Raw genomic sequence first — 16,685 nt, forward strand, 5'->3', positions numbered from 1 at the left:
TACACCGTGATTCCCCTTCCGCGCGCCTGGCTGCTTGCCGGCGGCATGCTGATCGGCAGCGCGGTCGGTCAGATCCTCGCGGTGGCGTGCAGCGTGCTGAGTCCGGCCCGGATACGCCCGGACGTGGCGATCGCACTGGTGGTCAGCGTGCCCAGCGTGATCGGTCTGGCGGTGATCCTGTTCTCCGGACGCCGCTGGGTCACCCTGCTCGGCGCCGCCATCCTGGCGCTGGGACCCGGCTGGTTCGGCATGCTCGCCGCCCTACAGGTGGTCTCGCGTGGCTGAGCAGGAAAGCGAATCCAACCCGGGTACCGAACCGTTCGTCCCGGATTTCGACACCGGCGACGTCCCGGTGTCACCGAAGTACGACGCGGGCGAACCGTCGGTGGCGTTCGTGCCGAACTTCGACGACACCGACTCGCAGCCGTTTCTGCCGTTGGCCGGCCTGACGGCCGAGCAGATGAAGCCGGATGCGCCGCAGCAACCCGAGCAGCCGGAGTCCGCAGCGGCCACGATCACACCGCAGGACGGGCCGGCGGAACCGGCGGAACCGGCGGAGCCGCCCGGGCCGGTCACCGTGCCGGGGCGCTACGTCTACCTGAAGTGGTGGAAGTTCCTGCTGGTGCTGCTGGGCGTGTGGGCGTTCGCCGCGGTGTTCGGGCTCAGCCTGTTCTACTGGTGGTATCACGACCTGGACAAGACCCCGTCGGTGTTCGCGGTGTTCGGCTACGTCGTCGCCTGCACCGTGGCCGGGCTGATCCTGGCGATGGTGGAGTCCAAGCCGCTGATCGCGGCGCTGGCGATCGCGGTGATGTCGGCGCCGTTCGCCTCGGTGTGGGCCGCGGCCCCGCTGTACGGTTCGTACTACTGCGACCGGGTGACGACACCGTGCCTGTTCGGCGTACTTCCGTATTAGCCGCTTGAGATTGGCTGCCGGTGGCGACCGCGCCACCGGCCGTTAGGGTAGGGTCCGTGACCCACTATGACGTCGTCGTTCTCGGAGCAGGTCCCGGCGGATATGTCGCAGCCATTCGTGCCGCGCAGCTCGGGTTGAACACCGCCATCATCGAACCGAAATACTGGGGCGGCGTCTGCCTCAACGTCGGCTGCATCCCGTCAAAGGCGTTGTTGCGCAATGCCGAGCTCGCACACATCTTCACCAGGGAAGCCAAGGTTTTCGGCATCAGCGGCGAGGTCACCTTCGACTACGGTGCCGCCTTCGACCGCAGCCGCAAAGTGGCCGAGGGCCGGGTGGCGGGCGTGCACTACCTGATGAAGAAGAACAAGATCACCGAGATCCACGGATACGGCAAGTTCACCGACTCCAACTCGATCTCGGTGGAACTCAACGACGATGGCGGGACACAGGAAGTCACGTTCGACAACGCCATCATCGCCACCGGCGCCAGCACCCGGCTGGTTCCCGGCACGTCGTTGTCGGAGAACGTGGTGACCTACGAGAAGCTGATCCTGACCCGGGAGCTGCCCAAGTCGATCATCATCGCCGGCGCCGGCGCCATCGGCATGGAGTTCGGCTACATGCTGAAAAACTACGGCGTCGACGTGACCATCGTGGAATTCCTGCCGCGCGCACTGCCCAACGAGGACGCCGACGCGTCCAAAGAGGTCGAGAAGCAATTCAAGAAACTGGGCGTCAAGATCCTCACCGGCACCAAAGTCGAGTCCATCAGCGACGACGGGTCCCAAGTGACGGTGACGGTCAGCAAGGACGGCAAGTCCGAGGAACTCAAAGCCGAAAAAGTGTTGCAGGCCATCGGTTTTGCGCCGAACGTCGAGGGCTACGGACTGGACGCGGCCGGCGTGGAGCTGACCGACCGCAAAGCGATCGGCATCACCGACTACATGCAGACCTCGGTGCCGCACATCTACGCGATCGGCGACGTCACCGGTAAGTTGCAGCTGGCCCATGTGGCCGAGGCCCAAGGCGTGGTCGCTGCCGAAACCATCGGCGGAGCAGAGACTTTGGCGCTGGGCGACTACCGCATGATGCCGCGGGCTACATTCTGTCAACCCAACGTGGCCAGTTTCGGGCTCACCGAGGAGCAGGCCCGCGACGAGGGTTACGACGTGGTGGTGGCCAAGTTCCCGTTCACCGCAAACGCCAAGGCGCACGGCGTCGGGGACCCGAGCGGGTTCGTGAAGCTGATCGCCGACGGTAAGTACGGCGAACTGATCGGCGGGCACCTGGTCGGCCACGATGTGTCCGAGCTGCTGCCCGAGCTCACCCTGGCGCAGAAATGGGACCTCACCGCCACCGAGTTGGCCCGCAACGTGCACACCCACCCGACCATGTCCGAGGCGCTGCAGGAGTGCTTCCACGGGCTGATCGGCCACATGATCAACTTCTAAGAGTCCCGACTCCCGGGTGCCCCACCGGGTCGGCGCCGCACGCGAAACTCATTGATTGCAAGCGGTTGCTATGAATTGCGCTGTCGTGCGCGCAGCTTTGTAGAACAACGAGTCTCCGGAAACTAATGTCCGCATCAGGTGGGGACACAACCCGGAGGACGGAACCCCATGACAATCAAGGCTTTTCCCGCGGTGATCGCGCTAATGGCCGGACTGGGCCTGATTGCGGCCCCTGCCCCGGCGCAGGCCGAAGCCCTGATGGCGGACGGCACATACCACTACGCCGACGACGACGGTGACACCGGGACCTGGACCATCCGGACCACCTGCGCCCCGCACTGCGTCGCCCACGTGACGACCGCATCGGGACGAAGTTTCGATGCCCGATTGGAGAACGGCCGTTTCGTCAGTTTCCGGTTGATCCCGGACGGTCTGGAATGCCCGACGTACCTGGCCTCGGAAGTCGTGCTCGGCGGCGGAACGCATCCGGTGCTCGTCACGCAATGGTGGGATCCCATCACGCTCAGCGGGGAAGTCGAGTTCTCGCACAGCGCCCCGCCGTGCGCCCTCGACGATCAACACGACCGATTCACCCTGACCCGGATCGGCTGATCGGGGACCCAAGCCGTTCCGCGGGTGGCGCAGGCGGCCGCGCGAGATACCATCGCCAGGTGTTCATGTCCCGCAACGACGAGCCGCGGTACCCCGCCGTGGCGGTAGGCGTGATCGGCGGGTTGATCGTCGGCTACGTGCTGTGGCTGATCGCCATCACCGTCGGCGACGACGTCACCACAGTCGCCAAATGGAGCCTGGCGGTGCTGATCGGGTCGGCCGCGCTGGCCGTCGGGGCGGTTATCGGGGGCCTGGTGATGCGCCTGCGCCGCAAGCACGGCTGGGCGGCGTTCGCGTTCGCGGTGCCCGTGCTTCCGGTGTTGTTGACGCTGGCGCTGCTGGCCAACGTCTATTTGTGATCGGCCGGGTTGTCCAGCGGGATTCCCAGCGCCGAGATGGTCGCGGCCAGCCCGTCGTATTGCGTTGCTAGCAAGCAGAATTCGATGAGCCGGGGCCGGTTGAGATGCGCGGCCAGCTGCTGCCAGGTCCCGGCGCTGATGGTGCGGTCCTTGATCAGCTCGTCGGTCGCGTTCAGCAGCGCCTGCTGGCGGGCGCTGAGCACCTTGCGGGGTCCTTCGCCGTCCGGCGCGTCGGGCCAGGCGAAGATCGCGGCTTGGGCCTGAGCGTCCAGACCGGCCTTGCGGGCCATCCCGCGATGGTGCTGCAGTTCGTACTCGCAGGAGCGCAGATGCCCGACCCGCAGGATCACCAACTCGGTGTCGATGGTGGGCAGCCGGCCACGCATCAACCGACCGGAGTACACCGCCCAGGTCCAGAACAGCGCCTGGCGCGAACCCAGGGTGGTGAACAGGTGCATCTCCGGCGCCCGCACCTTGCGCGCGGCCAACTTCGCGACGACCCAGTTGAGCGGTCCCAGCTCACGCAGCCGGCCCGGTGGGATGCGCGCGACCTCGTTGCCGGTCATGCCTGCTGCACCAGGTAGGGCGACACCGTGCTGCGGTGCTCGTCTAGGTCCAGTGCGCGCCCGAGGGCCGGGAAGGCGCGCTGCGGGCAGTTGTCGCGTTCGCAGACCCGGCAACCCGTGCCGATCGGTGTGCTGACATTGCCCGACAAGTCGAGTCCTTCCGAGTAGACGAGCCGGTTGGCGTGGCGAAGTTCGCAGCCGAGCCCGATCGCGAAGGTTTTCCCGGGCTGACCATACCGGGCCGCCCGCCGCTCGACGGTGCGGGCCACCCACATGTAGTTGCGGCCGTCGGGCATTTGCGCGATCTGCACCAGGATCTTGCCCGGGTTGGCGAAGGTCTCGTAGACGTTCCACAGCGGGCAGGTGCCGCCGGTGGAGGAGAAGTGAAATCCGGTGGCCGACTGGCGTTTTGACATGTTGCCGGCCCGGTCCACCCGCACGAACGACAGCGGCACGCCGCGCATCGAGGGCCGCTGCAGGGTGGAGAGCCGGTGCGCGATGGTCTCGTAGCTGACCGAGTAGAAGGCGGACAGTCGCTCGACGTCGTAGCGGAAGTTCTCCGCCACGTCGTGGAACTGGCGGTAGGGCAGCACGGTGGCGGCGGCGAAGTAGTTGGCTAGCCCTAGCCGGGCCAGGGTGCGCGACTCGTCGCTGGTGAACTTGCCCTGCTCGACCAGGCTGTCGATGAGCTCGCCGAACTCCAGGTAGGCCAGTTCGGCGGCCATCTTGAACACCTGCTGCCCGGACGCCAGGTGGTTGCTCATCTCCAGCGTCTTGGTAGCAGGGTCGTAACGATGCAGCACGTTCTCGCCCAAATCGATGCGCCGGGTGACGTGCACCCCGTGCACCTCGGTGAGCCGGCGGGTGAGCTCGCGGGCCAGGTCGCCGTGGTGCATCCGCATCTTGACGGTCAGCTCTTCGGCGGCGGTGTCGAGTTCGTGCAGATAGTTCTGGCGCTGGTAGAAGTAGTCGCGCACCTCTTCGTGCGGCATGGTGATCGATCCGCTGCCGCTGCTGCCGTCGAAATAGCGCTCCTCGGTGGCGGCGGCCAGCTGGGCGGCGGTGATCCGGTAGCGCCGGTGCAGGTTCACCATGGCGCGGGCCAGGCTCGGGTGGGAGTTGACCAGCTCGGCGATCTCGGTGGGGTCGACGTCGATGTCCAGGTCGCGGTCCATCGTCACTTCGCGCAGCTCGGCGACCAGGCGGGTGTCGTCCTGGGAGGCGAAGAAGGTGGCGTCGACCCCGAACACCTCGGTGATCCGCAGCAGCACGGCCACCGTCAGCGGCCGGACGTCGTGCTCGATCTGGTTGAGGTAACTCGGTGAGATGCCCAGCATCTGGGCCAGTGCGGCCTGGCTGAATCCGCGCTCGCCGCGCAGCTGGCGGATCCGCGAGCCGACGTATGTCTTGGACACCCATCGGAGCCTAAAGGAACCCGAACCGGTTTGCGAAGGCCGTCTTCGCAGAGTTTGCAGTTGGTGTTTGCGCCCCGCCGTTTGGCATGATTCGCATCGGCTTTCCTGGGTAAACCCGAGGAGCACTACGAGGAGGGGACAGGGACCACCGCCATGAGCCTGGACAAAGAGTTGATGCCGGTGCCCGACGGTCACCCCGATGTGTTCGACCGCGAATGGCCGCTGCGCGTAGGCGACATCGACCGGACCGGGCGGCTGCGGCTGGACGCCGCGTGCCGGCACATCCAGGACATCGGCCAGGACCAGTTGCGGGAGCTGGGTTTCGAGGAGACCCACCCGCTGTGGATCGTCCGGCGCACCATGGTCGACCTGATCCGGCCCATCGAGTTTCAGGACATGCTGCGGTGTCGGCGCTGGTGTTCGGGTACCTCGAACCGGTGGTGCGAGATGCGGGTGCGGATCGACGGCCGCAAGGGCGGCTTGATCGAGTCCGAGGCGTTCTGGATCCATGTCAACAAGGAGACCGAGATGCCGGCGCGCATCGCCGACGACTTCCTGGCCGGTTTGCACAAGACCACGTCGGTGGAGCGGCTGCGCTGGAAGGGTTACCTGAAACCGGGCAGCCGGGACGACGCGGCCGAGATCCACGAGTTTCCGGTCCGGGTCACCGACATCGACCTGTTCGACCACATGAACAACTCGGTCTACTGGAGTGTGGTCGAGGACTACCTGGCTTCCCACACCGAGCTGATGAACGGCCCACTGCGGGTGACCATCGAGCACGAGGCGCCCGTCGCGCTGGGCGACAAGCTGGAGATCATCTCCCACGTCCACCCGGCCGGTTCCACCGACAAGTTCGGTCCCGGGCTGGCCGACCGGACTGTTACAACGCTCACATATGCGGTTGGCGACGAGACGAAAGCGGTCGCCGCGCTGTTCGCTCTCTAACAGTACGAGCGTCCCGTTAAAGCGTCCGTGACCTGCGGATTTGGGGTTACTGACCGGTAGCTTCTGAACCGGTTCAGTTCGTTGCCGCCTTCGCAATATTCGCAAAATGACCACAAGTCATAGCCGAAATTCGCAAGTGAAATGGGTGGACCAGCAGGAATGGGCTATGCCAAGGTCGTGTTAGCACACGAGTGAAGTCGAGGCTGGCACACCGCCGGGCAGCGGTCGCGGCCTCGAAAGATTCGGCAACGCAATCACCGGTAAGGAGCCGTCCAATGTCTGTCGTTGGAACCCCCAAGAGCGCTGAGCAGATCCAGCACGACTGGGACCACAACCCCCGCTGGAAGGGTGTCACCCGCACCTACACCCCGCAGGACGTCGTCGCGCTGCAAGGCCACGTCGTCGAGGAGCACACCCTGGCCCGCCGCGGCGCAGAGGTGCTCTGGGAGCAACTGCACGAGATGGACTTCGTCAACGCGCTCGGTGCGCTGACCGGCAACATGGCCGTACAGCAGGTCCGCGCCGGCCTCAAGGCCATCTACCTGTCCGGTTGGCAGGTCGCCGGTGACGCGAACCTGTCCGGCCACACCTACCCCGACCAGAGCCTCTACCCGGCCAACTCGGTCCCGCAGGTGGTGCGCCGGATCAACAACGCGCTGCTGCGCGCCGACGAGATCGCCAAGATTGAGAACGACCGCTCGGTGGACAACTGGCTGGCCCCGATCGTGGCCGACGGTGAGGCCGGCTTCGGCGGTGCCCTCAACGTCTACGAGCTGCAGAAGGCGATGATCGCCGCCGGTGTCGCCGGTTCGCACTGGGAGGACCAGCTGGCCTCGGAGAAGAAGTGCGGCCACCTCGGTGGCAAGGTGCTGATCCCCACCCAGCAGCACATCCGCACGTTGACGTCTGCCCGGCTCGCGGCTGACGTGGCCGGTGTCCCCACCGTCGTCATCGCGCGGACCGACGCCGAGGCCGCCACGCTGATCACCTCCGACGTCGACGAGCGGGACCGCCCGTTCATCACCGGCGAGCGCACCAACGAGGGCTTCTACCGGGTCAAGAACGGCCTCGAGCCCTGCATCGCCCGCGCCAAGGCCTACGCGCCGTACGCCGACCTGATCTGGATGGAGACCGGCACCCCGGACCTGGAGCTGGCCCGCAAGTTCGCCGAGGGCGTCAAGAGCGAGTTCCCCGACCAGCTGCTGGCCTACAACTGCTCGCCGTCGTTCAACTGGCGCAAGCACCTCGACGACGACACCATCGCGAAGTTCCAGAAGGAACTCGGTGCGATGGGCTTCAAGTTCCAGTTCATCACGCTGGCCGGCTTCCACGCCCTGAACTACTCGATGTTCGATCTGGCCCACGGCTACGCCCGCAGGCAGATGAGCGCCTACGTCGAGTTGCAGGAGCGCGAGTTCGCCGCCGAGGAGCGCGGCTACACCGCCACCAAGCACCAGCGCGAGGTCGGTGCGGGGTACTTCGACCGCATCGCCACCACGGTGGACCCCACTTCGTCCACGACGGCGCTGGCCGGCTCGACCGAAGAGGGCCAGTTCCACTGATCCGGTAGTTCGCCGAGCAGAGTCTGCTCGTGCGGGAAGGCCAGTGGCGAGCCGGGCGACCCCCGGTTCGCGCTGAAGTAGCATAGGCCCCGCCCGGTCACCCTGGGCGGGGCCTATTGCGGTGCAAGATAATTCGGGCGACGGAGATGACAGTGAGCGATGCAGCAATCCAGCGGGTAGGAGTGGTCGGGGCCGGGCAGATGGGTTCCGGGATCGCCGAGGTGTCGGTGCGGGCCGGTGTCGCGGTGACGGTGTTCGAGACCACCGACGCATTGATCACCGCAGGCCGCAACCGCATCGTCAAGTCGCTGGAACGCGGCGTCAGCGCGGGCAAGGTCACCGAGCGCGAACGCGACCGCGCCCTGGACCTGCTGACCTTCACCACCGACCTCAGTGACCTGGCCGACCGGCAACTGGTCATCGAGGCCATCATCGAAGACGAGTCGGTCAAGGCCGGCGTCTTCGCCGAGCTGGACCGGGTGATCACCGACCCCGATGCGGTACTGGCGTCGAACACGTCGAGCATCCCGATCATGAAGCTCGCCGCCGCCACCGAGAACCCGAAGCGGGTGCTGGGCCTGCACTTCTTCAATCCGGTCCCGGTGCTGCCGCTGGTGGAGTTGGTCAGCACCCTGGTCACCGACGAAGGCGCCCTGGCCCGCACCGAGCAGTTCGCCAGCGGGGTGCTGGGCAAGCAGGTGGTGCGCTGCTCGGACCGTTCGGGCTTCGTGGTCAACGCCCTGCTGGTGCCCTACCTGCTGTCCGCCATCCGCATGGTGGAGGCGGGCTTCGCCACCGTCGCGGACGTCGACAAGGCCGTTGTCGCGGGGCTGTCCCACCCGATGGGCCCGCTGCGGCTCTGCGACCTCGTCGGCCTGGACACCCTCAAGCTGATCGCGGACAAGCTCTACGAAGAATTCAAGGAGCCGCACTACGGAGCGCCGCCGCTACTGCTGCGGATGGTGGAGGCGGGAATGCTGGGCAAGAAATCCGGTCAGGGTTTCTATACCTACTGAAGCCGCGCAGGTCGGGCGCCGGCCTGTCCAGCCGAATGGGGTAATATTCCGGCGTTCAACATAGGAGAGGCGCCCGGCAAGCATGGCAGACTTGAGGCCGTTTTACGAAGAGTCGCAATCCATTTACGACGTTTCCGATGAATTCTTTGCCCTATTTCTAGACCCGACGATGGCGTACACTTGCGCCTACTTCGAGCGCGACGACATGACCCTCGAGGAAGCGTCCAATGCCAAGTTCGACCTGGCGTTGGGCAAGCTCAACCTCGAACCCGGCATGACGCTGCTCGACATCGGCTGTGGCTGGGGCGGCGCGCTGCAGCGGGCGATCGAGAAGTTCGACGTGAACGTGATCGGGATTACCCTGAGCCGCAACCAATTCGAGTACAGCAAGAAGCGGCTGGCGACGATTCCCACCGAACGCACCATCGAGGTGCGTCTGCAAGGGTGGGAAGAGTTCGACGACAAGGTCGACCGGATCGTCAGCATCGGCGCCTTCGAGGCGTTCAAATTGGAACGCTACGGCGCTTTCTTCGAACGGACCTACGACATTCTGCCCGACGACGGCCGGATGTTGCTGCACACGATTCTGGCCTACACGCAGAAGCAGCAGTTCGAGCGGGGAGTCTCGGTCACCATGACCGATCTGCGATTCATGCGCTTCATCGGAACGGATATCTTCCCGGGCGGTCAGTTGCCGGCGCAGGAGGATATTCCGAAATTCGCCGGCGACGCCGGATTCACGCTCGAACGGGTCCAATTGTTGCGTGAGCACTACGCTCGCACCTTGCAGATATGGGCAGAGAACCTCGAGGCGAACAAAGACCAGGCCATCGAGATCCAGTCGCAGGAAATCTACGACAAGTACATGTACTACCTCACCGGATGCGAGAATTTCTTCCGCAAGGGTATCTGCAACGTGGGCCAGTTCACCCTGGTCAAGTGACCGCGCCGGTGGCTCGTCGAGCGGGCGTCACCACAAATTGAGAGATCGTCCGGCGCTGCAGAACTGCCGCTATTCCGGCGAAATGGGCGCAGGCCCGCGATCTTTCTGCTATGTCACACATATGAAGCTATCGGGCACTTCACATGAAACTCCTAACTATCTCCCAATGCGCTACCTGGCCGCGGCAACCGTGCTCGCCGGCCTTGTCGGCCTTGCTGCCGGCACAGTAGGTACAGCTCGGGCCGATACAACGATGAGCGGCCATTACACCTGGACGACGACCTCCCCGCAGGGCAGTACGAGCAGCGGCGATTTCTACTTCACGCCCTGCGGCGACGGATGCGCCTCAGCAGCACTCACAGCGGGTGGGCCGTCCGTTGGGCAGGCCAAGTTGGTCAACGGGCAATGGGTGATGAACGGCACCTGGCCCCAACGCTGCAGCGACGGTAGTACCACCGGACTGCCCTACGTGGACACGTGGGATCCGGTCACCCTGGCAGGCACCGAAACGATAACCTTCACCAGCACGGCGTGCGGTGCAACGGTGGGGTCCCAACAGGTGAGCAAACTGCAGTACACGCAAGCCGGGTCCTGACGCACACCCTGCGGCAGGATGGGGGCGGCTACTTCACCAGCGTGAACTGGTCGACGTCGGTGTAGCCCTGGCGGAACAGCTTGGCGCATCCCGTCAAGTACTTCATGTACCGGTGGTAGACCTTCTCGGACTGGATCGCGATGGCCTTCTCCTGCTCGAGCTCCAGCGCCGCCGCCCAGGTCTCCAAGGTGCGCGCATAGTGCAGCTGCAACGACTGGATGCGCTGCACCTTGAAGCCGGCCGCCTCGCTGTACTCCTGGACCGTGGGAACCGTCGGCAGGTCACCACCGGGGAAGATCTCGGCCAGGATGAACTGGCTGAAATGCACGATTTCGCGAGTCAACGGCAAGCCCTTGGCCCTGGCTTCGCGCATCGTCGGGCGCACGATGGTGTGTAGCAGCATGACGCCGTCGGTGGGCAGCACCTCGTACGCCAGCTTGAAGAAGCGCTTGTAGCGGTGGCGGCCGAAGTGCTCGAACGCGCCGATCGAGACGATGCGGTCGACGGGCTCGTGGAACTTCTCCCAGCCCTCCAGCAGCACCCGTCTGCTCCGGGGACTGTCCAGCTCGTCGAACGTCTGCTGCACATGGGCGGCCTGATTGGCCGACAAGGTCAGGCCGACGACGTTCACGTCGTACTTCTCCACGGCGCGGCGCATCGTGGCGCCCCAACCGCATCCGACGTCGAGCAACGTCATCCCGGGCTCGAGCCCAAGCTTGCCCAGGGCCAGGTCGATCTTGGCGAGCTGCGCCTCTTCCAGCGTCATGTCATCGCGCTCGAAGTAGGCGCAGCTGTAAGTCTGAGTGGGGTCGAGGAAGAGCCGGAAGAACTCGTCGGACAGATCGTAATGCGCCTGCACGTTGCCGAAATGTGGCGTGAGCTGCACGGCCATCCGATTTTCTGCCTTTCACTCGGTGGGCGGTGCCGGACGATCCTGACGGCATCGCAGGCACCACTGCCGACGCACCCCATGCATGCTAGCCGTTGTGACTGGGCGCGGTCGCCGGTCGTTCCGCCGCCCAGCCGGTGATCCGGAGTGCTTACTGCGGATTCGCGTCCCCGTCGAGCTGATTCCAGGCCGGCACGATCGGCGAGGGATGCGGCTCGGCCCGGAATTTCTCCAGCGATCCGCCGGCCTCGACAATGCCGCACAACGCGCTCCAGCTCAGCATGGTCAGGTAGTCGATCAGCTCGTCGCTGCTCATCCGCGGGTCCGACATCCACGAGTGGGTGGCCAGCTGCACTCCGCCGACGATCAGGTACGCCCACGGTTCCACGCCGCCGGTGTCCATTCCGACTTCCCGCATCCGCCGCCGCAGCATCACCGCGATCATGCGGGCGATGATCCGTTCGGAGTCGGCGATCACCTTGCTCTTGCTGCCCGAGCTGTTGGCCATCACGAACCCGTACGGTTCGGGTTCGGCCGCCATCGTTTCGACGTAGACTCGGATGACTTCGCGGGTCAGGTCGTAGCCGTCCAGGTTCGACGACAATGCCGCCGCCATGTTGGGAATCAGGGTGGTCTGCGCGAAGCGCATCATCACGGCCGTCGTCAGGTCATTCTTGTCGACGAAGTAGCGGTAGAGCACCGTCTTGGACACCCCGATCTCGGCGGCGATCTCGTCCATGCTCAGAAAGCGGCTCTGTCGGCGGATCGCCTCGATGGTGCCGTCTACCAATTCATTGCGCCGGTCCACCTTGTGCTGGTGCCAGCGCCGTTTGCGACCGTCGGTCTTGGGGATGCGAGCCGGAATGAGCTGAGCCACTTTCGCCGATTTCCATTCGTCCAGACGCACCGATGATACGGCGTGGGACCGCCCGGCAAGCGGGATGTGCCGACGGGTGTGAGGGCTCCGACCAGTGTGGGTAACACTAACCGGTGGCGGCGATGGCGGATGATGATGTTGTGGTGACACAGGATCGAACGGTGCGATGACGCAGGATCGAACGGTGCGATGACGCACAGGGTTGACGGAGCGGGCGCGCACCCTGGGCGGGGTGCGGACGCGCAGCCGGTCGCGAGCCGCCCGACCGGCACGTCTTTTGCCGAATCGTTCGCCGGGGCCGACCCCGGGGCCGACGCCGAACGCCGCACCGCGCTGCGCCGGATGAAAGCGGTGGCGCTGGGTTTCCTGGTCGGCGCTACCGTCGTCTTTCTCGTCTGCCGCTGGGCCAACATGCACGGGACGGCTCCGGCGTGGGTCGGCTACGTGGGCGCGGCGGCCGAGGCGGGGATGGTGGGTGCCCTGGCGGACTGGTTCGCGGTGACGGCACTGTTCAAGCACCCGCTGGGCATTCCGATCCCGCACACCGCGATCATCAAGCGCAAGAAAGATCAGCTCGGGGAGGGGCTGGGCACCTTCGTGCGGGAGAATTTCCTGTCGCCGGAGGTGGTGGAGACCAAGCTGCGCGACGCGCAGGTGCCGAGCCGGCTGGGCAAGTGGCTCGCCGAACCCGCGCACGCCCAGCGGGTGGCCGCGGAGACGGCGACGGTGCTGCGGGTGCTGGTGGAGTTGCTGCGCGACGAGGACGTCCAGCAGGTGATCGACCGGATGATCGTGCGGCGCATCGCCGAACCGCAGTGGGGTCCGCCGGTGGGCCGGGTGTTGCAGACGCTGCTGGCCGAGAACCGACAGGAAGCGCTGATTCAGCTGCTGGCCGACCGGGCATTCCAGTGGTCGCTGAACGCCGGCGTGGTGATCCAGCGGGTGGTGGAGCGCGACTCGCCGACGTGGTCGCCGCGGTTCGTCGACCATCTCGTGGGCGATCGCATCCACCGTGAGCTGATGGATTTCACCGACAAGGTCCGGCGCAACCCCGACCACGAGCTGCGTCGGTCGGCGACCCGGTTCCTGTTCGAATTCGCCGACGACCTGCAGAACGACCCGGACACCATCGCGCGGGCCGACGCGGTCAAAGAGCAGCTGATGGCGCGCGAAGAGGTGGCCAACGCGGCCAAGACGGCGTGGGCGACGCTCAAACGTCTGGTGCTCGAGGGCGTCGACGACCCGTCCAGCGCGCTGCGCACCCGGGTTGCCGACGCGGTGATCCGGATCGGGGAATCGTTACGCGACGACGCCGATCTTCGCGACAAGGTGGACGGTTGGATGGTTCGTGCGGCCCAACACCTGGTCTCCCAATATGGGGTGGAGATCACAGCGATCATTACCGAGACGATCGAGCGCTGGGACGCCGCGGAAGCCAGCCGCCGCATCGAGCTCCATGTGGGCCGTGACCTGCAATTTATCCGGATCAACGGGACGGTCGTGGGGTCGCTGGCGGGGCTGGTGATCTACACGGTGGCGCAACTGCTGTTCTGAGGGAGGCGTCACAAGCGCTTGCAAAAGCAAGCACACGTTCGTACCCTGGTGGTCGTAAGCAAACACCCGACGCTGGGAGTAGCAACTGATGTCGCCGGAGGAAAAGCTGGGCGCCAAGGTGTCCACAAAAGCCTCTGACGTGGCCTCCGACATCGGCAGCTTCATCCGGTCGCAGCGCGAGCTGGCCCAGGTCTCGATGCGGCAGCTTGCCGAACGGTCCGGTGTCAGCAACCCATACCTGAGCCAGGTGGAGCGGGGACTGCGCAAGCCGTCCGCGGACGTGCTGGCGCAGATCGCGAAGGCGTTGCGGGTGTCCGCGCAGATCCTCTACGTGCGTGCGGGGATGCTCGAGCCCAGCGAGACCAGCCAGGTACGGGACGCCATCGTCACCGACACGGCCATCACCGAGCGTCAAAAGCAGGTTCTGCTGGACACCTACGCATCGTTCGTCCAGGAGAACGAAGCTGACCGTGAGGAGTGTCCCATCGAACCCGGCAGAGAAGCTTGATCCACCCCTAGCGCCGACGCCGGCCTTGTGTCCGCACCGGACACCACCCGGGTCCATCCGCCGGCCGCCGATCTACCCGGCCGCGGCGACGACATCTCAATAGTCCCCTACCGCAAGTCCCTTATCGCACCCCGCCCGCCGACCCGACCAACCAGGAGGTTCCCGCCAGCAGCGTGCCGAGCAGGCCACGTCAATCCGCGGGTCTTGACCGCCCCTCAGCCCTCCTGACCGAAGGAGCCGCCGCTTGCACCAACTTCGCAAATTGCAGGTAGTAATCCCGATATCGAAAACAATGAGAGGAAACATCAATGGCTGACAACACCAACATCGAGGAGCTCAAGGCCCCGCTGCTGGCCGCACTGGGCGCCGCCGACCTGGCCCTGGCCACCGTGAACGACCTGATCGCCAACCTGCGCGACCGTGCCGAGGAGACCCGCACCGACACCCGCAGCCGAGTCGAGGAGACGCGCAGCAGCCTGCGTGAGCGTGCCGAGGAGAGCCGTGCCCGGCTGAGCAAGCTGCAGGAGGACCTGCCCGAGCAGCTGACCGAGCTGCGCGAGCGCTTCACCTCCGAGGAGCTGCGCAAGGCGGCCGAGGGCTACCTCGAGGCCGCCACCACCCGCTACAACGAGCTGGTCGAGCGCGGCGAGGCCGCCTTGGAGCGGCTGCGCAGCCAGTCCGCGTTCGAGGACGCGTCGGCGCGTGCCGAGGGCTACGTGGACCAGGCCGTCGAGCTGACCCAGGAGGCGCTGGGCACCGTGGCGTCGCAGACCCGCGCCGTCGGCGAGCGCGCCGCCAAGCTGGTCGGCATCGAGCTGCCCAAGAAGGCCGAGGAGACCGCCGCGGCGGCGCAGAAGACCGTCGCCAAGAAGGCCGCTCCGGCCAAGAAGGCCGCCCCCGCCAAGAAGGCGCCGGCCGCCAAGAAGGCCCCGGCCAAGAAGGTCACCCAGAAGTAGTCGCGGCTCCCCGCCGCACCAAGTGACGATCGACTCCGGGCCGCCCCGGGACACTCCCGCGGGCGGCTCGGAGTCGACGTTTCTGCGCAGCCCCGCCTAGTCTTAGGGGCGTGCACGTAGTGAACGCCGTCATGGTCGTCTTGCAGATCGCCCTCACCCTGATGGCGGTGTACGCGTTCGTGCATGCCGCGATGCAACGAGCCGACGCCTACACCGCAGCCGAAAAGCTGACCAAGCCGGTCTGGTTGCTGATCCTCGGCGGCGCGGTGGCCCTGACATCGGTCCTGGCCTTCGTGTTCCAGATCATGGGACTGGCGGTGGCCGCGGTGGCGGCCGGCGTCTATCTGGTCGACGTGCGGCCCAAGCTGCTCGAAGTGCAGGGCAAGTCCCGCTAGCGGATGAAGCTTCTGCTGTGCGCGCCGGTAGCGGCGTTGGTTGCGCTGCTGGGCGCGGCGCCCGCGCCCGCCGACCCGGGGACGGCGGACACCGTCGGTGTGTCTCGTCAGCCGCCGTTCGTCGACCACACCGAATGGGTGTACTGGGGCCGGCTGCCCAGTCTGCGCGTGTATCCCACACCGGCGGCGCGCGCCGTATCCCGGGACACGGGAACCCAGGGTGCCGCTGAGGAGGCCTGGGCGGAGGTGCTGGCACGATCTCCCGACGCCCACACCCCCGGTATGTGGGAGCAGTTCCTCTGTCATTGGCGCTTCGCCGAGTGCGCCCGACCCGGCAAGACCAGCTGGAACCTGGAACCGTGGCGGCCCGTGGTGGACGATGCGCAGATGATCGCGGCCTCGTGCAACCCCGGCGGCCCGGAGGAGACGTTCTGATGCCCACGAACCTGACCCGCAGCCGGCTGGCCGCCCTGGTCGACCACACCCTGCTCAAACCCGAAGCCACCCGCGCCGAAGTGGCGGCACTGGTCGCCGAAGGCGCCGAACTCGGCGTCTACGCCGTCTGCGTCTCGCCGTCGATGGTGCCGGCCGCGGCAACCGTCGCCGAGGTGCGCATCGCCGCCGTGGCCGGATTCCCGTCCGGCAAACACCTACCCGAGATCAAGGCGCGAGAAGCGGCTGCCGCGCTGGCCGCCGGCGCCGCCGAGATCGACATGGTCATCGACGTCGGTGCGGCGCTGGCCGGCGACTTCGCAGCCGTGCAGGCCGACATCGCGGCGGTGCGCGAGGCGACCGGCGGCTCCGTGCTGAAGGTGATCGTGGAGTCGGCTGTGCTGCTGGGGCAGGGCGACGAGCACACGCTGACCGCGGTATGCCGTGCCGCCGAAGACGCCGGAGCCGACTTCGTCAAGACTTCGACCGGGTTCCACCCGGCCGGCGGGGCCAGCGTGCGCGCCGTGGAGCTGATGAGCGCCACGGTGGGCGGCCGGCTGGGGGTCAAGGCCAGCGGCGGCATCCGCACCGCGGCCGACGCGATCGCCATGATCGACGCCGGCGCCACCCGGCTGGGCCTGTCCGGCACCCGAGCCGTGCTGGACGGCCTCGACAGCTGAGTGCGTTC

20 protein-coding genes are annotated in these 16,685 nt (G+C 66.2%); 16 read left to right on the forward strand and 4 right to left on the reverse strand.

The genetic code is table 11. The features are described from left to right. The first annotated feature begins 6 nt into the window (after window positions 1–6). The 5 genes from MKCMC460_RS05210 (at window position 7) to MKCMC460_RS05230 (ending at window position 3,341) form a co-directional block, all read left to right on the forward strand. Window positions 7–285 carry a putative holin gene (locus tag MKCMC460_RS05210; protein WP_238305374.1) on the forward strand — a complete coding sequence of 93 codons (279 nt, stop codon included), beginning with the start codon at window positions 7–9 and terminating at the stop codon, window positions 283–285. After that, window positions 278–916 carry a hypothetical protein gene (locus MKCMC460_RS05215; protein ID WP_236980729.1) on the forward strand — a complete coding sequence of 213 codons (639 nt, stop codon included), beginning with the start codon at window positions 278–280 and terminating at the stop codon, window positions 914–916. Before MKCMC460_RS05210 ends, MKCMC460_RS05215 begins: the two co-directional genes overlap by 8 nt. 56 nt (window positions 917–972) lie before the next feature. After that, window positions 973–2,370: a dihydrolipoyl dehydrogenase gene (gene lpdA, locus MKCMC460_RS05220; RefSeq protein ID WP_236980737.1), complete on the forward strand. Its 1,398-nt coding sequence runs from the start codon at window positions 973–975 to the stop codon at window positions 2,368–2,370. Window positions 2,371–2,538: 168 nt separating this feature from the next. Next, window positions 2,539–2,982 carry a hypothetical protein gene (locus MKCMC460_RS05225; RefSeq protein WP_236980739.1) on the forward strand — a complete coding sequence of 148 codons (444 nt, stop codon included), beginning with the start codon at window positions 2,539–2,541 and terminating at the stop codon, window positions 2,980–2,982. A gap of 65 nt (window positions 2,983–3,047) precedes the next feature. Further along, on the forward strand, window positions 3,048–3,341 hold the full coding sequence (locus MKCMC460_RS05230) for a hypothetical protein (RefSeq protein WP_236983765.1): 294 nt from the start codon (window positions 3,048–3,050) through the stop codon (window positions 3,339–3,341). On the opposite strand, the gene MKCMC460_RS05235 is transcribed toward MKCMC460_RS05230, so the two are convergent. Both MKCMC460_RS05235 and ramB read right to left on the reverse strand, forming a co-directional pair. Further along, on the reverse strand, window positions 3,332–3,907 hold the full coding sequence (locus MKCMC460_RS05235) for a carboxymuconolactone decarboxylase family protein (RefSeq protein WP_236980741.1): 576 nt from the start codon (window positions 3,905–3,907) through the stop codon (window positions 3,332–3,334). The two genes, MKCMC460_RS05230 and MKCMC460_RS05235, sit on opposite strands and share 10 nt — an antisense overlap. Further along, entirely contained in the window at window positions 3,904–5,322 is a 1,419-nt protein-coding gene (gene ramB, locus MKCMC460_RS05240; RefSeq protein ID WP_236980749.1) for an acetate metabolism transcriptional regulator RamB, read from the reverse strand. The genes MKCMC460_RS05235 and ramB overlap by 4 nt, the downstream gene beginning before the upstream one ends. A gap of 153 nt (window positions 5,323–5,475) precedes the next feature. Here ramB and MKCMC460_RS05245 point away from each other — a divergent pair, with 153 nt between their 5' ends. The 5 genes from MKCMC460_RS05245 to MKCMC460_RS05265 all read left to right on the forward strand — a co-directional run bounded on the left by MKCMC460_RS05245 (window position 5,476) and on the right by MKCMC460_RS05265 (window position 10,386). Next, complete coding sequence (locus MKCMC460_RS05245; RefSeq protein ID WP_236980751.1) at window positions 5,476–6,270, forward strand: acyl-[acyl-carrier-protein] thioesterase; 795 nt, start codon at window positions 5,476–5,478, stop codon at window positions 6,268–6,270. A 275-nt stretch (window positions 6,271–6,545) separates the two neighbouring features. After that, entirely contained in the window at window positions 6,546–7,832 is a 1,287-nt protein-coding gene (gene aceA, locus MKCMC460_RS05250) for an isocitrate lyase (RefSeq protein ID WP_238305376.1), read from the forward strand. Between the two features lie 152 nt (window positions 7,833–7,984). Then, entirely contained in the window at window positions 7,985–8,848 is an 864-nt protein-coding gene (locus tag MKCMC460_RS05255) for a 3-hydroxybutyryl-CoA dehydrogenase (protein ID WP_236980753.1), read from the forward strand. An 82-nt stretch (window positions 8,849–8,930) separates the two neighbouring features. Next, on the forward strand, window positions 8,931–9,791 hold the full coding sequence (locus tag MKCMC460_RS05260; protein ID WP_238305377.1) for a cyclopropane mycolic acid synthase family methyltransferase: 861 nt from the start codon (window positions 8,931–8,933) through the stop codon (window positions 9,789–9,791). 166 nt (window positions 9,792–9,957) lie between these two features. Next, a complete protein-coding gene (locus MKCMC460_RS05265; protein ID WP_236980756.1) occupies window positions 9,958–10,386 on the forward strand; it encodes a hypothetical protein in 429 nt (142 codons plus the stop codon). A gap of 28 nt (window positions 10,387–10,414) precedes the next feature. Here MKCMC460_RS05265 and MKCMC460_RS05270 read toward each other — a convergent pair whose 3' ends face one another. Then, on the reverse strand, window positions 10,415–11,278 hold the full coding sequence (locus tag MKCMC460_RS05270; protein WP_236980758.1) for a cyclopropane mycolic acid synthase family methyltransferase: 864 nt from the start codon (window positions 11,276–11,278) through the stop codon (window positions 10,415–10,417). Window positions 11,279–11,426: 148 nt separating this feature from the next. Next, a complete protein-coding gene (locus tag MKCMC460_RS05275; RefSeq protein ID WP_238305958.1) occupies window positions 11,427–12,152 on the reverse strand; it encodes a TetR/AcrR family transcriptional regulator in 726 nt (241 codons plus the stop codon). Between the two features lie 189 nt (window positions 12,153–12,341). Here MKCMC460_RS05275 and MKCMC460_RS05280 point away from each other — a divergent pair, with 189 nt between their 5' ends. The 6 genes from MKCMC460_RS05280 to deoC all read left to right on the forward strand — a co-directional run bounded on the left by MKCMC460_RS05280 (window position 12,342) and on the right by deoC (window position 16,677). Then, the gene (locus tag MKCMC460_RS05280) at window positions 12,342–13,706 is read left to right on the forward strand and encodes a DUF445 domain-containing protein (protein ID WP_236980760.1); all 1,365 of its coding nucleotides are present in this window, start codon (window positions 12,342–12,344) and stop codon (window positions 13,704–13,706) included. A gap of 88 nt (window positions 13,707–13,794) precedes the next feature. Then, window positions 13,795–14,214 carry a helix-turn-helix domain-containing protein gene (locus tag MKCMC460_RS05285; protein ID WP_236980762.1) on the forward strand — a complete coding sequence of 140 codons (420 nt, stop codon included), beginning with the start codon at window positions 13,795–13,797 and terminating at the stop codon, window positions 14,212–14,214. A gap of 308 nt (window positions 14,215–14,522) precedes the next feature. After that, the gene (locus tag MKCMC460_RS05290; protein ID WP_236980764.1) at window positions 14,523–15,170 is read left to right on the forward strand and encodes a heparin-binding hemagglutinin; all 648 of its coding nucleotides are present in this window, start codon (window positions 14,523–14,525) and stop codon (window positions 15,168–15,170) included. A gap of 119 nt (window positions 15,171–15,289) precedes the next feature. Next, window positions 15,290–15,565: a DUF2516 family protein gene (locus MKCMC460_RS05295; protein WP_255731242.1), complete on the forward strand. Its 276-nt coding sequence runs from the start codon at window positions 15,290–15,292 to the stop codon at window positions 15,563–15,565. Between the two features lie 3 nt (window positions 15,566–15,568). Continuing rightward, window positions 15,569–16,000, forward strand: coding sequence for a DUF2599 domain-containing protein (locus tag MKCMC460_RS05300; protein WP_238305378.1), 432 nt, complete (start codon window positions 15,569–15,571; stop codon window positions 15,998–16,000). After that, window positions 16,000–16,677: a deoxyribose-phosphate aldolase gene (gene deoC, locus MKCMC460_RS05305; RefSeq protein WP_236980768.1), complete on the forward strand. Its 678-nt coding sequence runs from the start codon at window positions 16,000–16,002 to the stop codon at window positions 16,675–16,677. The genes MKCMC460_RS05300 and deoC overlap by 1 nt, the downstream gene beginning before the upstream one ends. The last annotated feature ends 8 nt before the right edge of the window (window positions 16,678–16,685 follow it).

This window comes from Mycobacterium sp. 20KCMC460 (assembly GCF_022179425.1).
Lineage (GTDB): Bacteria > Actinomycetota > Actinomycetes > Mycobacteriales > Mycobacteriaceae > Mycobacterium > Mycobacterium kiyosense.

Excerpts from the sequence above, each read along its gene's own strand:
- MKCMC460_RS05225 (WP_236980739.1), top strand. The coding sequence starts at position 2,539 with ATGACAATCAAGGCTTTTCCCGCGGTGATCGCGCTAATGGCCGGACTG.
- MKCMC460_RS05230 (WP_236983765.1), top strand. The coding sequence starts at position 3,048 with ATGTCCCGCAACGACGAGCCGCGGTACCCCGCCGTGGCGGTAGGCGTG.
- MKCMC460_RS05235 (WP_236980741.1), bottom strand. The coding sequence starts at position 3,907 with ATGACCGGCAACGAGGTCGCGCGCATCCCACCGGGCCGGCTGCGTGAG.
- MKCMC460_RS05245 (WP_236980751.1), top strand. The coding sequence starts at position 5,476 with ATGAGCCTGGACAAAGAGTTGATGCCGGTGCCCGACGGTCACCCCGAT.
- aceA (WP_238305376.1), top strand. The coding sequence starts at position 6,546 with ATGTCTGTCGTTGGAACCCCCAAGAGCGCTGAGCAGATCCAGCACGAC.
- MKCMC460_RS05260 (WP_238305377.1), top strand. The coding sequence starts at position 8,931 with ATGGCAGACTTGAGGCCGTTTTACGAAGAGTCGCAATCCATTTACGAC.
- MKCMC460_RS05265 (WP_236980756.1), top strand. The coding sequence starts at position 9,958 with ATGCGCTACCTGGCCGCGGCAACCGTGCTCGCCGGCCTTGTCGGCCTT.
- MKCMC460_RS05270 (WP_236980758.1), bottom strand. The coding sequence starts at position 11,278 with ATGGCCGTGCAGCTCACGCCACATTTCGGCAACGTGCAGGCGCATTAC.
- MKCMC460_RS05280 (WP_236980760.1), top strand. The coding sequence starts at position 12,342 with ATGACGCACAGGGTTGACGGAGCGGGCGCGCACCCTGGGCGGGGTGCG.
- MKCMC460_RS05285 (WP_236980762.1), top strand. The coding sequence starts at position 13,795 with ATGTCGCCGGAGGAAAAGCTGGGCGCCAAGGTGTCCACAAAAGCCTCT.
- MKCMC460_RS05290 (WP_236980764.1), top strand. The coding sequence starts at position 14,523 with ATGGCTGACAACACCAACATCGAGGAGCTCAAGGCCCCGCTGCTGGCC.
- MKCMC460_RS05300 (WP_238305378.1), top strand. The coding sequence starts at position 15,569 with ATGAAGCTTCTGCTGTGCGCGCCGGTAGCGGCGTTGGTTGCGCTGCTG.
- deoC (WP_236980768.1), top strand. The coding sequence starts at position 16,000 with ATGCCCACGAACCTGACCCGCAGCCGGCTGGCCGCCCTGGTCGACCAC.